This is a genomic window from Phenylobacterium soli (assembly GCF_003254475.1).
GTDB classification, from domain to species: Bacteria; Pseudomonadota; Alphaproteobacteria; order Caulobacterales; family Caulobacteraceae; genus Phenylobacterium; species Phenylobacterium soli.
Window position 1 is genome coordinate 1430629 of the sequence record NZ_QFYQ01000001.1, and the last position, 14907, is coordinate 1445535.

Here is a 14907-nt window from a genome sequence, read left to right on the forward strand (position 1 = left end):
TTTCGACGGTCGTAATTCGGGTCGTAGTTCAACGCGAAATGCCGGCCGTCGAAGACGGGCCGGTCGCTCGTCGCCAGTATATGGCGGACGGTTACTACTCTATCAAGCTGCGCCGGTGGTCTCGGACAGCAGGGAGGAGGCCGCCTGCGCCACCTTTGCAACAGGCAGCTCCGAGAGCCGGTCCGACCGCAGGATGGTGACGCGGCCGCGCGGGGCGGCCAGGGCGGGGTCGGAGGCGCTGGAGAACAGCACCACGGTGGGCGCGCCGGCGGCGGCGGCCAGGTGCAGCGGGCCGGTGTCGTTGCCGATGGCCAGCGCCGCCCTGGCGCCCAGCATGGCGATGCGCCCGAAGTCGGTGCGGCCGGTCAGGTCGCGGGCCCGCGGCGCCACGCGCTGGATGGCGTGGGCCAGCGGCGTCTCCTGCACCCCGCCGATGATCACGATGTCGTAGCCGCGGGCGTAGAGGATGCGCGCCAGCTCCGCGTAGTTCTCCACCGGCCAGCGCTTCTCGGGCCGGTGGGCCGAGCCGCCGGGCACGAACATCACATAGGGCCTGGGCTTGACCGCCCCCGGCACGGGCCGTTCGGCCGGCTCGTTCTTCCAGATCCAGGAGAGGTCCGGGCCGGGCGCCGTGCCCGGCTCGGTGGGCGCATCCGGCCAGATGCCGGCGTACATCAGCTGGTCGGCCTGGCGCTCCAGGGTGTGCATGGAATCGCGCAGCGGGTTCTTGTGCGGCAGGGAGCAGCCGAGCGCGATGCCCGACCAGTCCGGCGGGCCGGGGCGCATCAGGTGGAACAGCCGCCCCGAATGGGCCGAGGTCTGCAGGTCGTAGACCCGGTCGAAGCCGGCGGCGCGCAGCTTCTTCCGCAGGGCGGTCCACTGGCCGAAGGTCTCGGGGCGCCCGTCCGTCCAGATCGCGTTGAAGTAGGGCGAGGTCTTGGCCAGGGCCTCGAAGGGCGGCGTGGTCAGAAGGGTGATGTGGGCCTTCTTGTGCGCCTCGCGGATCTTCTTCATCGCCGCCAGCGCCAGGACGAAGTCGCCGAGCGCGGAGAGCTTAATGACCAGGATCTTCTCGACGCCGCGATGGGCCATCAGCGGTGCGCCTCCAGCACGCGTTCGTAGACGGCCAGGGTGTCGGCGCACATGCCGGCGTTCGTGTAGAGCTGGCGCGCGCGGTTCATGCCGGTCTGGCCCATCTCGGCGCGCTTGCCGGGACCGAGGTCGGCCGCCCGCGCCATGGCCTTGGCCCAGGCCTCGGCGTCGCCGGGCTCCACCAGCCAGCCCGTGACCCCGTCGACCACCGTCTCGACCGTGCCCCCGTGGTTGGAGGCGATCACCGGCCGGCCCATCGCCTGCGGCTCGACCGCCGCGCGGCCGAAGCTTTCGGGCACGTTGGTCGGCAGGATCGCCACGTCGGAAACAAGGTAGGCCGCCGGCATGTCGTCGCAATGCCCGACGATCCTCACCTGCGCGTTAAGGCCAGCCGCGTCGATCGCGCGGACGAGCTCTTCGCGGTAGTCGGTGCGGCCCTGGTCGTCGCCCGCGAACAGCACCTCGAAGTCCGTGCGGCCGGCCGCCTTCAGGCGGGCGGCGGCCTCGATGATGGTCAGGTGGCCCTTGATGCGCGTCAGGCGCCCGGCCAGCAGGAAGCGCGTCAGCCGCGGGTCCTCCGGGGCGCTCCAGGCCTGGCGCAGGGCCGCGATGCGGTCCGCGGTGACCCAGGCCGGGTTGAAGCGCTCGAGATCGACGCCGCGCGGGATGGTCACCACCTTGGCCGGGTCGACCTCGTGCTCGGCGAGGATGTGGGCGCGGGTGTACTCGGAGTTGGCGATCACCACGTCGCCGCGGGTCATGACCGCGTTGTACCAGCGCTTGAGGCCGGACCTTGCCTTGTAGATCCCGTGGTAGGTGGTCACGAGCGGGGTGTCGGTGGTCTTGGCGGCCCACAGGGCGGCGAAGGCCGGGGCGCGCGAGCGGACGTGGACCACGCTCACCCTCTCCCGGCGGATCAGGTCCACCAGGCGCGCGGCGTTGCCCAGCATGGTCAGCGGGTTCTTGCTGTTCACCGGCATCTGCGCCAGGCGGCCGCCATCGGAGATCAGGCGCGCGGCCATGCGCCCGCCGCGGGTGGCCACCAGGGCCTTGCCGCCGGCCTCGATCACCGCGCGCGCGACGTCGATGGTCGTCTGTTCCGCCCCGCCGGTTTCCAGCTCGGGCACGACCTGCAGGAGGGTGAAGTTCGGGGGCAGGGCCACGCCCTTTGCATACCCCGAAACGGCCGGGCGTACAGCGGCCGCTGACGGCCGCGTCGCCGCAGGCTAAGAGCGGGTCATGAGCGAGACCTCAGGCTTCCTCGAACGGCCGGGCGGCGAGCGCCTCGCCTGGCGCCGCGTGGCCGGAAACGGCCCGGCCGTGGTGTGGCTCGGCGGCTTCCGGTCGGACATGGCCGGAACCAAGGCTCAGGCCCTGGCGGAGTGGGCGCTCGCCACAGGCCACGCCTACGTCCGCTTCGACTATTTCGCCCACGGCGAGAGCAGCGGCGACTTCGCCCAGGGGACCATCACCCGCTGGCGCGAGGACGCCCTGGCGGTGCTGGACGAGCTCGTGGACGGGCCGGCGGTGCTGATCGGCTCGTCGATGGGCGGCTGGATCTCGTGCCTGACGGCGCTGGCCGCGCCGGAGCGGGTGAAGGCCCTGGTGCTGGTCGCGCCGGCCCCGGACTTCACCGCCAAGCTGATGACGCCGGAGATCCCGGCCGAGGGCTGGGCCGACCTCGAGGCCAACGGGGTCTGGTATCGGCCTTCGCTCTACGGCGATCCCTATCCGATCACCCGCAACCTGCTGGAGGACGGCGCCCGCTGGTCGATCCTCGATTCCGAGATCCCGATCGCCGCGCCGGTGCGCATCCTTCAGGGCGGCGAGGATCCCGACGTGCCCTGGCGCCACGCCCTGGAGCTGGCCCAGGCGATCAAGAGCCAGGACCTCGTCTTCACCCTCATCAAGGACGGCGACCACCGCCTCTCGCGGCCCCAGGACATCGCCCGCCTGATCGCGGCGGTCGAGGAAGTGGCCTAGCCGCCAGCCGCCAGGATCGAAGTCAGCCCCTCGCGGTAGCTGGGATAGGCCGGGCGCCAGCCGAGCTCGGCCTTGGCGCGGGCGTTCGAGACGCGCTTGCTCTCGGCGTAGAAGCGCATGGCCTGCTGTGAAAGTCCGGCCTCCGCCAACGGGATCTCCGGCGGCGGCTCCATGCCCAGCAGTCGGGCCGCGTAGGCGATCACGTCGGGATTGGGGGCCGGCTCGTCGTCGCAGAGATTGTAGATCCCGCCGGCCCGGGGCCGCGCGATCGAGGCGGCGAGCCCGGCCGCCAGGTCGTCCACGTGGATGCGCGAGAACACCTGGCCCGGCGCGACGATGCGGCGGGCCTGGCCGGCGCGCAGCCGGTCCAGCGCCGAGCGGCCGGGGCCGTAGATGCCGGGCAGGCGGAAGACGCCGACCGTCAGGCCCATGCCGCGGCCGACCTCCAGCCAGTCGCGCTCGGCCGCCACCCGGCGCGCGCCCTCCGGCGACTGGGCGGCGAGGCGGCTCGTCTCGAACACCCAGCGCCCCCGCCGGTCGCCATAGACCCCGGTCGTGGAGAGATAGCCCGTCCAGTCGGGGAAGGCGCGGGCGCGGGCCAGGGCCGGGACAAGGCGGGAGAGGCCGGGACAGCCGTCGGGACCGGGCGGCGCGGTGATCAGCAGCGCCTGGGTCTCGGCCAGGGCGCCGGCCAAGGCCTCGGCGTCGGCGATCACCACCGGCCGCACGCCGGCGGCGACCAGGCGGGCGGCGTCGTCGGCGCGCCGCGCGCTGGCCATCACCTCCCAGCCCTCGGCCTTGAGGCGTCGTCCCAGCGCCTGGCCCGAAAAGCCGTATCCGAAAACGAAGAGCTTCAAGGCCGGATCGCGCTACTCCGCCGCCACAGCGGCGCCGGGGCCGGCGCCGGAGGTCGCCGCCGCCCGCTCGGCGTTCCAGGCCGAGACGCAGGGGATCTTGGCGTGGTCGGCGCGGTGGGCGTAGGCGCGGGCGATCTCGGCCACCTCCATCAGGAGACCCTCCTCGAGGGTGATCGGATCGAGGCCGTAGGACAAAAGACGGCGGTTCTCCACCATCAGCTCGTTCTCGTCGGCCTCGGCGCGCGGGTTGGGCAGGTGGGCGACCTTGGCCCCGGTCAGCCGTGCGACCATCTCGGCGAGCTCGCGGACGCGCCAGCACTCGGTCATCTGGTTCATCACCTTCACCCGCTCGCCGCGGGCCGGCGGGTGGGCCAGCGCCAGCTCCACGCAGCGCACCGTGTCCTGGATGTTGATGAAGGCCCGGGTCTGGCCGCCCGGCCCGTGCACCGTCAGCGGATAGCCCACCGCCGCCTGCATGAGGAACCGGTTCAGCACCGTGCCGTAGTCGCCGTCGTAGTCGAAGCGGTTGACCAGTCGCGGGTCGAGGCGGGTCTCGATGGTCTGGGTGCCCCAGACGATGCCCTGGTGCAGGTCGGTGATCCGCACCCCGTCGTTCTTGGCGTAGAACTGGAAGAGCAGGGCGTCCTGGGTCTTGGTCAGGTGGTAGATCGAGCCGGGATTGGCCGGATAGAGGATCTCCCGCTCGGCCCAGCCCTCGGTGGTCTGAACCTTCACCGTCAGATAGCCCTCGGGAATGGCCATGCCGCTGGTGCCGTAGCCATAGACGCCCATGGTGCCGAGATGGGCGAGGTGGACGTCGAGGCCGGAGTCGACGATGGCGGCCAGGATGTCGTTGGTGGCGTTGAGGTTGTTGTCGACGGTGTAGCGCTTGTGGGCCGCCGACTTCATCGAATAGGGCGCGGCCCGCTGCTCGGCGAAATGGACCACCGCCTCGGGGCGGAAGGCGTTGAGCACCGCCAGGAGGCCCTCGTAGTCCTTGCCGACGGTCAGGTCGTGGGCGCGGATGGTGCGGCCGGAGACCTCTTCCCAGGCGGCGATCCGCTCGGCCAGGGGAACGATCGGCGTCAGCGATCCGGCGCCCAGCTCCTCGTCGATCCGCCGACGGGACTGGTTGTCGATGATCTCGACCTCATGGCCGCGCGCCGACAGGTGTAGCGCCGTGGGCCAACCGCAGAAGCCGTCGCCGCCGAGGATGAGTACGCGCATCGCTGCTCCGTGACGTGTCGCCCCCGACCTACAAAGGGCTAACGCACGAAGGCCCCGCTCGCCAAGCAGAACCTGCGACAGGCTGACGCAGGCTTAGAGCAGCTCCTCGATCGCCTTGCGGGCCGCGTCGGCGAGATCGGGGCGGCGCAGGGCGAAGGCGACGTTGGCGCGCAGCAGGCCGATCTTGTCGCCGCAGTCGTAGGTGGTCCCCTCGTATTCCAGGGCGTGGAAGGCCTGGCTCTGCATCAGCTTGGCCATGCCGTCGGTGAGCTGGATCTCCCCGCCCGCCCCACGCTCCTGGGTCTCCAGGATGTGGAAGATGTCGGGCTGCAGGATGTAGCGGCCGGAAATGAAGAGGTTGGAGGGCTCCGTGCCCGGGGCCGGCTTCTCGACCATGCCGGTCATGCGGTTCAACCGCCCGTCCTGCCCCTCCAGGGCGACGATGCCATACTTGTGGGCCTCGCCTTCCGGCGCCGGCTCGACCACGACGATGTTGCCGCCGACCTGCTCGTAGGCGGCGACCGCCTGGGCCAGGGCGCCCGGCTCGGCGGCCATCAGCATGTCGGGCAGCATGACGGCGAAGGGCTCGTCGCCGATCACGTCGCGGGCGCACCAGACGGCGTGGCCGAGGCCCAGCGGCGCCATCTGGCGGATGAAGCTCATCTCGCCGGCGTGCTTGGGCAGGTCGCGGCGCACGTCGGCCAGGATCTCGACCTTGCCCTTGGCCTCCAGGGCGTTCTCGATCTCGGGAATGGAGTCGAAATAGTCCTCGATGGCGCCCTGGCCGCGGCCGACGATGAACACGAAGTGCTCGATGCCGGCGGCCCGCGCCTCCTCGACGATGTAGGACAGGATCGGCCGGTCGACGACGTTCAGCAGGTTCTTGGGCGTGGTCTTCGCGCCCGGCAGCACACGGGTGCCCAGCCCCGCCACCGGCAGGACCGCCTTACGCACACGCTTGGTCATACTTCCCCTCCGACCCGAACTTCAAAACGCCGTAGCTTCAGCGTTCGGCGGCACACAAACGCCGTCACCGCCCCATCGATCCCGGCCCAGCGAAATCTCGCGCGCCGGACCGGCCGTGAGGCGGCCCTAACGGACGGCCGGCGGGAAATCCACAGCTCGTCTCACAAAAAATCGCTTCCGAACGACGATCACGATTTCGAGAACTCACAAAGCCGTGTATGACTCGCGCGTCGGGGGATAGTCCTCCAGGGGAGCAATTCCATGAAACTGCGTATCGCCACTTCCGTCGCCGTCGCCGCCGCCCTGGCTCTGGGCGTCGCCGCCTGCCAAAAGAAGGCCGAGACCAACACCGCGGACACCAACGCGACCGCGACTGACACCAACACCACCACCACGACCGCTCCGGCCGACACCAACGCGATGGCTTCGAACACCGCGTCGAACACGACCGAGACGACCACCAACACCACCACGACCAACACCACGAAGTAAGATCTCACGATCTTTCTTTTGCGAGCGGCCGCTCCGGATGGAGCGGCCGTTTTGCATTCTGGGGTCCTGTTCCGAGCCGTTGCCCGGATCTACCGAACGTCGGATCTACTGACGCCGGATCTAGTGAACCGGCGGCTTGGCCGCGGGGGCGCCCCCCGAAGCGCCCTCGGGATCGCGCTCGGGCGCGGCGCTCCGCTCAGCCGGCTGGCGCACCAGCTCCGCCTCCAGCGCAATGGCGCTGCAGACCTCTTCCGCCACCTGACTGAACGCCTCGGCGAGCCGGATCTTCTCGGCGGTCGTCCGGCACTTCGCCGCGTCGTCGGCGAGCGCCTCGGCCACGCGCCGGCCGCTGTCGATCACGGTATCGAGGGCGCGCATGCGGCGAAGACGGGGCGGGCGGACTCGGGTCATGAACAAAAAGAGAACACGACCCGCCGCGGCCGTCAAGGACAAGCGTGGGCTATTCGACGGTCACCGACTTGGCGAGGTTGCGCGGCTGATCGACGTCGGCGCCCTTCTGGACGGCGACGTAATAGGCCATCAGCTGGATCGGCGGGGCGTAGACCAGCGGCGCCAGGATCGGGTCGCAGCTTGGCCCGACGATCACCTTGGCGTCCTTCGGCGCGTTGCGCGCGCCCTCCGCGTCGGTGATCAGGATCACCTTGCCGCCGCGCGCCGCCACCTCGCTCATGTTGGAGATGGTCTTCTCGAACAGGCTGTCCGACGGGGCGATGACGATCACCGGCGTGGATTCGTCGATCAGCGCGATCGGTCCGTGCTTCAGCTCGCCGGCGGCGTAGCCCTCGGCGTGGATGTAGCTGATTTCCTTGAGCTTCAGAGCCCCCTCGAGCGCGAGCGGGAACATCGCCCCGCGACCGAGGTAGAGCACGTCGCGGGCTCGGGCGAGCTCGGGCGCCAGGGCGCGGATCTCGTCCTCCATCTGGGTCGCCTCGGCGATCAGGCGCGGCGCCTCGAGCAGCAGGCGCGTGTAGTGGGCCTCCTCGGCCTTGTCGATGCGCATGCGGGCGGCCGCGGCCGCGACGGCGAGGGCCGTGAGGGCGGCCACCTGGCTGGTGAAGGCCTTGGTCGAGGCGACGCCGATCTCCGGCCCGGCGTGGGTCGGCAGGACGACGTCGGCCTCGCGGGCCATGGTGCTCTCGTGGACGTTGACCACCGCGGCGGTGGTCAGGCCCTGGCTCTTGCACCAGCGCAGGGCGGCCAGGGTGTCGGCGGTCTCGCCCGACTGGGAGACGGCCACGGCCAGGGTGTTCGGCGTCACCGCCGGCTGGCGGTAGCGGAATTCGGAGGCGACCTCGACGTCGCAGGGCAGGCCGGCCAGCCGTTCGAAGAAGTAGCGGGCGATGGCGCCGGCGTAGGAGGCGGTGCCGCAGGCGACGATCTGCACCCGGTCGAACTTGGTGAAGTCGAGGCCGTTCGGCGCGTGCACATGGCCGGTGGTCGGGTCGATGTAGGCGGAGAGCGTGTGCTGGCAGGCGTCCGGCTGGTCATGGATCTCCTTCTCCATGAAGTGCCGATAGTTGCCCTTCTCCACCAGGGCGGCGGAGGCGGCGACGGTGCGGACCGGACGGTTCACCGCCTGGCCCGTCTCGTCGAAGATGCGCGCGGTGTTGTGGTCGATGGCCACGTAATCGCCTTCGTCGAGATAGGCGATGCGATTGGTGAAGGGGCCGACGGCGAGGGCGTCGCTGCCGAGGAACATCTCGCCGTCGCCGAAGCCGACCACCAGGGGCGAGCCGCGGCGCGCGCCCATGATCAGCTGCTCCTCGCCGTCGATCAGCACGGCCAGGGCGTAGGCGCCGGTGAGCTGGTCGAGCGTCGCCTTCAGCGCCTCGATGGGCGGCTTCGTCTTCAGCTCCTCGTCGAGCAGCTGGGCGATGACCTCGGTGTCGGTGTCGCTCTCGAAGACGCGGCCCTTGGCCTTCAGCGCCTCCTTCAGCTCGGCGTAGTTCTCGATGATGCCGTTGTGGACCAGGGTCACGCGGCCCGCGTGCTGCGGGTGGGCGTTCCTGACCGACGGGGCGCCGTGGGTGGCCCAGCGGGTGTGGCCGATGCCGACGCTGGCGTTCAGCGGCTCGCCGGCCAGCACCTCCTCCAGCGCCCTGATCTTGCCCTGGGCGCGGCGGCGCTCCACTTGGCCGTCGACGACCCCCGCGACGCCCGCCGAATCATAGCCGCGATATTCCAGGCGCTTGAGGCTGTCGATGAGCCGGTCCTGGACAGGCTTCGTACCGACGATGCCGATGATGCCGCACATAGGTTTTGGCGTCCTTTATGATAAACGCGGGGCGTCGAACCCGTGAGCAGCGGGCTTTACCATTCAACCAAATCCCGTCGACTAAATCGTGGTTTCCGATCGTTTCGTGAGCTGCCCATGACCAAGCGCGCCTATTTCGGAACAGATGGCATCCGTGGCCAGGCCAACCGCTATCCGATGACGGCGGAGGTGGCTTTGCGCGTCGGCATGGCCGCGGGCAAGCTCTTCATGTCGAAGGACGACCGCCGCCACCTGGTGGTGATCGGCAAGGACACCCGGCTGTCGGGCTACATGATCGAGCCGGCGCTCGTGGCCGGCTTCACCAGCGTGGGCATGGACGTGCGCCTGTTCGGCCCGCTGCCGACCCCGGGCGTGGCGATGATGACCCGCTCCCTGCGCGCCGACCTCGGGGTGATGATCTCGGCCTCGCACAACCACTTCGCCGACAACGGCATCAAGCTGTTCGGGCCTGACGGCTACAAGCTCTCCGACGAGCGCGAGCTGGAGATCGAATCCCTGATGGACCAGGGGCTCGAGGAGGGCCTGGCCTCGCCCGACAACCTCGGCCGGGTGCAGCGCATCGACGATTCCCAGGCCCGCTACGTGGAGATCGCCAAGGCGAGTTTCCCGCGCCGGCTGAACCTGAGCGGCCTTCGCATCGTCATCGATTGCGCCAACGGGGCGGCCTACAAGGTGGCGCCAGAGGCGCTCTACGAGCTCGGCGCCGAGGTGATCCGCATCGGCGTCTCGCCCAACGGCTTCAACATCAACGAGGAGTGCGGTTCGACCGCCCCGGCCGCCATGCAGAAGGCGGTGAAGGAATACCGCGCCGACATCGGCATCGCCCTCGACGGCGACGCCGACCGGCTGGTGATCTGCGACGAGAAGGGCCAGGTCGTCGACGGCGACCAGATCATGGCCCTGATCGCCGACAACTGGGCCAAGCGCGACCGCCTGACCGGCGGCGGTGTGGTGGCAACGGTGATGTCCAACCTCGGCCTCGAGCGCTTCCTGAAGGCCCGCAACCTCAAGCTCGAGCGCACCCAGGTCGGCGACCGCTACGTGATGGCGCAGATGCGCGCGGGCGGTTTCAACCTCGGCGGCGAGCAGTCCGGCCACATCATCCTGCGCGACTTCGCCACCACCGGCGACGGCCTGCTGGCGGCGCTGCAGGTGCTGGCGGTGCTCAAGGAGACGGGCAAGCCGATGAGCGCCCTGGCCCGCCAGTTCGAGCCGGTGCCGCAGAAACTCGAGAACGTCCGCTTCGCCGGCGGCAAGCCGCTCGACACCGATCAGGTGAAGTCGGTCATCGCCGGCGCCGAGCAGAAGCTGAACGGCACGGGCCGCGTGGTGGTCCGCGCCTCGGGCACCGAACCGCTGATCCGCATCATGGCCGAGGGCGACGACGAGAAGCTCGTCAACCAGGTCGTCAAGGAGATCGTCGGGGCGGTGAAGAAGGCCGCGGCCTGACCGCCGGGCAGGGGCCTCTGCAAATCCGCAGACCGGTGTTGCGATACCGCTGATTGGCGAAGCCTGAGGCTCGCTCTATTTCCCCGCGCTCTCCGCAGCGGGACGCGCTCCCGTTGCACCGAAGCAGCGGGAGTTTCTCATGCGCCGCGTTCTGCGCTGGATCGGCCTGGGCCTGGCGGGCCTCGCCGTCGTCGTCGTCTTTGCCGCGCTCGGGGCCTTCGCCGCCAGCGAGGCGATGATCCGTTGGCCCGCGGCCAAGGCGCCTGTCCGCCTCGCCGCCGCCCGCGACGTCGACGCCATCGCCCGCGGCAAGCGCGTGGCGACGCTCTACGGCTGCCACGACTGCCACGGCGCGGACCTCGGCGGCCGCACCTTCTTCGACGAGATGCCGGTGGCGCGAATCGCCGCGCCGAACCTGTCGCTGGCCATGGCCCACCAGTCGGACGAGGACCTGGCGCGCGCGATCCGCACCGGCGTGGCGGCCGACGGCCGGCCCCTGTGGATCATGCCCTCAGACGCCTTCTCGCGCCTGACCGATGGCGAGACCGCCGACCTGATCGCCTATCTGCGCACCTTCCCGGCCAAGGGCGGCCTGCAGCCGGTCAAGCAGATCGGCCCCGTCGGCCGCCTCGGCGTGCTGCTCGGCAAGTTCCGCTCCGCGCCCGCGGTCCTCGCCGCCGAAGGCCACGCGGCGCCGGTCGACCTCGGACCCCAGTACGAGCAGGGCCGCACCCTCGCCCGCGCCTGCATGGAGTGCCATGGGCTCGACCTGAAGGGCAGCGCCACCACCCACGCACCGGACCTCGCCATCGCCGGCGCCTACGATCCGGCGGATTTCGAGCGGCTGCTGCGCACCGGCGTCGCCGCCGGCAACCGCCGCCTCGGCCTGATGAGCGAGGCCGCGCCCGGCCGCTTCAACGCCCTCAGCCACGAGGAGATCTCGGCCCTGCACGCCTACCTCAAGGCGCGGGCGGAAAAGTCTTCGTGACCTCACGTCACGTCATGTGTGAGCAACCCTACCCAAAGCTAAATGATTATGTCAGTCTCGACACAAGCTGTGGCGCTCGACCGTCACGGAGCTAAGAACTGGGGAGGAGATATGCGGCCCAACCTCGCTTTCGGGGGAGTCGCGCGGCAGGAATTGAATCGGGGCGTCAGCTCCGTGGCCTGCCTCGCCTTCGTCGCCCTGCTCGGCCTGGCCTTCTGGGCCGGCGCTCTGTGGATCGGCCAGGTCCTGCTGCGGATCAGCCAGACCGGCTTCTAGCCCTACCGCCAGCTGACGTTACGGCCGTTCAGGCAGAGCGCATCCGCCGGCTTGGTCGGACACCGTGCGCTCAGCGCTTCTTGCCGAGCTCCGCTGCGATATCCTTCGTCAGCCGGCCGACCTTGCGGTGCGCCGTCGTGATCTGATCGCGCGTCACGCCCCACCGCTTCATCCAATATTCGACGGCCTTGCGCTCGGAGAGATCGAGCCGCTCCTTGTCGATGAAACCGCGCTTGTCCTTCAGACCTGCCATGAGGGTTCCCCGCTTCCGGCGGGCAGCCTAGCTCCTTTTCGGCCGGCGCGCGCGCGCGCAGGTCGGGCCGTTCGCCCCTTCAGACGCCCGGCCGGCCGACGCTGGTGTAGGCGAAGCCGCGGGCCTTCATGTCGTCGGGCTTGTAGATGTTGCGCAGGTCGACCATCACCGGCCGCTTCATCAGCAGCTTGATGCGGTCGAGGTCGAGGGCCCGGAACTGGTCCCACTCGGTGATGATGACCAGGGCGTCGGCGCCCTCGGCGACATCGTAGGGGCTGTCCTTGAAATCCACGTCGGCCAGCATCTGGCGCGCCTCGTGGCCCTCGGGGTCGAAGGCCTGGACCTTTGCGCCCGCGGCCTGCAGGGCCGGCACGATGTCCAGCGAGGGGGCGTCGCGCATGTCGTCGGTGTTCGGCTTGAAGGTCAGGCCCAGGACCCCGATCGTGCGGCCCGACAGGTCCTGGCCGTCGACGGCGCGGATGACCTTCTGGGCCATGGCCTTCTTGCGCTCGTCGTTGACCTTGACCGTGGTCTCCACGAGATCGATCGGCGCGCCGTACTGGCGGGCGGTCTGGACGAGGGCCAGGGTGTCCTTCGGGAAGCACGAGCCGCCGTATCCGGGGCCCGCGTGCAGGAACTTGCCGCCGATGCGGTTGTCGAGGCCGATGCCGCGGGCCACCTGCTGGACGTCCGCGCCCACCGCCTCGCAGAGGTCGGCGACCTCGTTGATGAAGGTGATCTTCATCGCCAGGAAGGCGTTGGCCGCATACTTGATAAGCTCGGAGGTGCGCCGGCCGGTGAACAGGATCGGCGTCTCGTTGAGATAAAGCGGCCGGTAGAGCTCGCGCATCACCTCGCGGGCGCGATCGTCGTCGGTGCCGACCACCACGCGGTCGGGGCGCTTGAAGTCCTCGATCGCCGCGCCCTCGCGCAGGAACTCCGGGTTCGACACCACGGCGACGTCGGCCTCGGGGCGCACGCGCTTGACGATGGCCTCGATCTCATCGCCCGTGCCGACCGGCACGGTGGACTTGGTGACCAGCACGGTGAAGCCGTCGACCAGCTTGGCCACCTCCTCGGCGGCGGCGTGGACGTAGGACAGGTCCGCATGGCCGTCGCCGCGCCGCGAGGGCGTGCCCACGGCGATGAACACCGCGTCGGCCTTCTTCACGGCCTCGGCGGCGTCGGTGTCGAAGAACAGCCGGCCGGCCTGGACGTTCTGGGCGACCAGCTTGTCGAGCCCCGGCTCGTAGATCGGGATGCCGCCCGACTTCAGCCGCTCGATCTTGCCGGCGTCCTTGTCGATGCAGGTGACGATGTGGCCGAAGTCGGCGAAGCAGGCGCCGCTCACCAGACCCACATAGCCGGTGCCGATCATCGCTACATGCATGCGAAGCTGTTCCCTCTGGAGTGGTCGCGCTTTGACACAGGGCGCGCCGCGCCGCTAGCGGCCGCGCGCCACGACTGCAGGTTTCGTGCCTAGATTTCCTGGTTGTAGGCGCCGACTTGCGGACGCTTGGCCAGGCGCGGCTTCACCTCCTCGCGGAAGAGGGCGCGCATGTCTTCCTCCGAGCGCGTGCTCTCGACCACCACCACCAGCTCCGGCTTGTTGGACGAGGCGCGGACCAGCACCCAGGAGCCGTCCTCCAGCGCCACGCGGACGCCGTTGACGGTGATCAGGTCGACGATCTTGCGGCCGAGGATCGTGCCGCCGGCGGCGCGGAACTGCTCGTACTCGCGCACGATGTCCTCGACCACGCCGTACTTCTCCTCGTCGGCGCAGTGCGGGCTCATGGTCAGCGAGGTCCAGGCGACCGGCAGGGCCTTCTTCAGGTCCGACAGCTTCTTGCCCGGGTTGCGGTCGAGCATGGAGAGGATGGCGGCGGCGGCCACCAGGCCGTCGTCGTAGCCGCGCCCGATCGGCGGGTTGAAGAAGAAGTGGCCGCTCTTCTCGAAGCCGGCCAGGGCCCCGACCTCGGCGGTCTTGCGTTTGATGTAGGAGTGGCCGGTCTTCCAGTAGAGGGTCTTGGCCCCATTGGCCTTGAGCACCTCGTCGGTGGCGAACAGGCCGGTGGACTTCACGTCCACGACGAAGGTCGCGTCCTTGTGCAGGGCCGACAGGTCGCGGGCCAGCATCAGGCCGATCTTGTCGGCGAAGATCTCCTCGCCCTCGTCGTCGACCACGCCGCAGCGGTCGCCGTCGCCGTCGAAGCCCAGGGCGACGTCCGCGCCGTGCTCGCGCACGGCGTCGGCCATGGCGTGCAGCATGACCTGATCTTCCGGGTTCGGATTGTACTTCGGGAAGGTCCAGTCGAGCTTGGTGTCCATCTCGATGACCTCGGCCACGCCCATCCGGCGCAGGCCCTCGGGCGCGAAGGCGCCGGCGGTGCCGTTGCCGCAGGCGGCGATCACCTTCAGCGGCCGGCTCAGCTTGGCGCGGGCGGCGGCGTCGGCGATGTAGCGCTCCGCCACGCCGTCGACGCGGGTCAGCTTGCCGCCCTCCCGCTCCTTCCACTGCGCATTGAGCGTCAGCTCCTTCAGCCGGCCCATCTCGTCGGGGCCGAAGGTCAGGGGGCGCTGGGCGCCCATCTTCACCCCGGTCCAGCCGTTCTCGTTGTGGCTGGCGGTGACCATGGCGACGCAGGGCGCGTCGAGGTCGAACTGGGCGAAATAGGCCATCGGCGTCACCGCCATGCCGATGTCCAGCACCTCGCAGCCGGCGCCGATCAGGCCGATGGTCAGGGCCTGCTTGATGGACAGCGAATAGGAGCGGAAGTCGTGACCGACGACGATCTTCCGGTGGCCGAGCTCGTGGATGTAGGTGCCGAGCGCCAGGCCGAGCGCCTGGATGCCCAGGAGGTTGATGTCCGGCCCGAACAGCCAGCGCGCGTCGTACTCCCGGAAGCCCGTGGCCTTGACCAGCGGCTCGGTCTCGTAGGCGAGGGTGTTGGCGAGCAGGTCGGCGCGGGGTTTGGGCAGCATCGGGGCTCCGGACTCAAGCGGACGAGAGGCGCTTCTTACTGGGTGG

General features: G+C 69.8%; 14 protein-coding genes. 4 read left to right on the plus strand and 10 right to left on the minus strand.

Annotated features, from left to right (window positions below):
• Positions 1–102: 102 nt before the first annotated feature.
• Positions 103–1092 carry a glycosyltransferase family 9 protein gene (locus DJ017_RS07120; RefSeq protein ID WP_111528063.1) on the minus strand — a complete coding sequence of 330 codons (990 nt, stop codon included), beginning with the start codon at positions 1090–1092 and terminating at the stop codon, positions 103–105.
• A complete protein-coding gene (locus tag DJ017_RS07125) occupies positions 1092–2255 on the minus strand; it encodes a glycosyltransferase family 4 protein (RefSeq protein WP_227000054.1) in 1164 nt (387 codons plus the stop codon). Before DJ017_RS07125 ends, DJ017_RS07120 begins: the two co-directional genes overlap by 1 nt.
• Positions 2256–2331: 76 nt before the next feature.
• Between DJ017_RS07125 and DJ017_RS07130 the strand changes: the two genes are divergently transcribed.
• Positions 2332–3075: an alpha/beta fold hydrolase gene (locus DJ017_RS07130; protein WP_111528064.1), complete on the plus strand. Its 744-nt coding sequence runs from the start codon at positions 2332–2334 to the stop codon at positions 3073–3075.
• Here the strand turns inward: DJ017_RS07130 and DJ017_RS07135 are convergent.
• The 3 genes from DJ017_RS07135 to DJ017_RS07145 form a co-directional block, all read right to left on the minus strand.
• Complete coding sequence (locus DJ017_RS07135) at positions 3072–3932, minus strand: SDR family oxidoreductase (RefSeq protein WP_111528065.1); 861 nt, start codon at positions 3930–3932, stop codon at positions 3072–3074. The genes DJ017_RS07130 and DJ017_RS07135 overlap by 4 nt on opposite strands.
• Positions 3933–3944: 12 nt before the next feature.
• The gene (locus DJ017_RS07140) at positions 3945–5159 is read right to left on the minus strand and encodes an NAD-dependent epimerase/dehydratase family protein (RefSeq protein WP_111528066.1); all 1215 of its coding nucleotides are present in this window, start codon (positions 5157–5159) and stop codon (positions 3945–3947) included.
• Between the two features lie 93 nt (positions 5160–5252).
• Positions 5253–6125 (minus strand): UTP--glucose-1-phosphate uridylyltransferase, encoded by an 873-nt coding sequence (locus tag DJ017_RS07145; RefSeq protein WP_111528067.1) that lies wholly within the window; start codon positions 6123–6125, stop codon positions 5253–5255.
• 261 nt (positions 6126–6386) lie between these two features.
• Here DJ017_RS07145 and DJ017_RS07150 point away from each other — a divergent pair, with 261 nt between their 5' ends.
• A complete protein-coding gene (locus DJ017_RS07150; RefSeq protein WP_111528068.1) occupies positions 6387–6617 on the plus strand; it encodes a hypothetical protein in 231 nt (76 codons plus the stop codon).
• 120 nt (positions 6618–6737) lie between these two features.
• On the opposite strand, the gene DJ017_RS07155 is transcribed toward DJ017_RS07150, so the two are convergent.
• Together DJ017_RS07155 and glmS are read right to left on the minus strand one after the other, a co-directional pair.
• The gene (locus tag DJ017_RS07155; RefSeq protein WP_165830549.1) at positions 6738–7028 is read right to left on the minus strand and encodes a hypothetical protein; all 291 of its coding nucleotides are present in this window, start codon (positions 7026–7028) and stop codon (positions 6738–6740) included.
• Between the two features lie 49 nt (positions 7029–7077).
• On the minus strand, positions 7078–8892 hold the full coding sequence (glmS, locus tag DJ017_RS07160) for a glutamine--fructose-6-phosphate transaminase (isomerizing) (protein ID WP_111528070.1): 1815 nt from the start codon (positions 8890–8892) through the stop codon (positions 7078–7080).
• Between the two features lie 117 nt (positions 8893–9009).
• On the opposite strand from glmS, the gene glmM reads away from it, so the two are divergent.
• Together glmM and DJ017_RS07170 are read left to right on the plus strand one after the other, a co-directional pair.
• The gene (gene glmM, locus DJ017_RS07165) at positions 9010–10362 is read left to right on the plus strand and encodes a phosphoglucosamine mutase (RefSeq protein WP_111528071.1); all 1353 of its coding nucleotides are present in this window, start codon (positions 9010–9012) and stop codon (positions 10360–10362) included.
• Positions 10363–10501: 139 nt separating this feature from the next.
• A complete protein-coding gene (locus DJ017_RS07170) occupies positions 10502–11350 on the plus strand; it encodes a c-type cytochrome (RefSeq protein ID WP_111528072.1) in 849 nt (282 codons plus the stop codon).
• A 346-nt stretch (positions 11351–11696) separates the two neighbouring features.
• On the opposite strand, the gene DJ017_RS07175 is transcribed toward DJ017_RS07170, so the two are convergent.
• The 3 genes from DJ017_RS07175 to DJ017_RS07185 all read right to left on the minus strand — a co-directional run bounded on the left by DJ017_RS07175 (position 11697) and on the right by DJ017_RS07185 (position 14861).
• Positions 11697–11879 carry a DUF3606 domain-containing protein gene (locus tag DJ017_RS07175; protein WP_111528073.1) on the minus strand — a complete coding sequence of 61 codons (183 nt, stop codon included), beginning with the start codon at positions 11877–11879 and terminating at the stop codon, positions 11697–11699.
• 79 nt (positions 11880–11958) lie between these two features.
• Positions 11959–13269, minus strand: a complete 1311-nt coding sequence (locus DJ017_RS07180; protein ID WP_111528074.1) for a UDP-glucose dehydrogenase family protein — start codon at positions 13267–13269, stop codon at positions 11959–11961.
• 89 nt (positions 13270–13358) lie between these two features.
• Positions 13359–14861, minus strand: coding sequence for a phosphomannomutase/phosphoglucomutase (locus DJ017_RS07185; RefSeq protein WP_111528075.1), 1503 nt, complete (start codon positions 14859–14861; stop codon positions 13359–13361).
• Between the last annotated feature and the right edge of the window lie 46 nt (positions 14862–14907).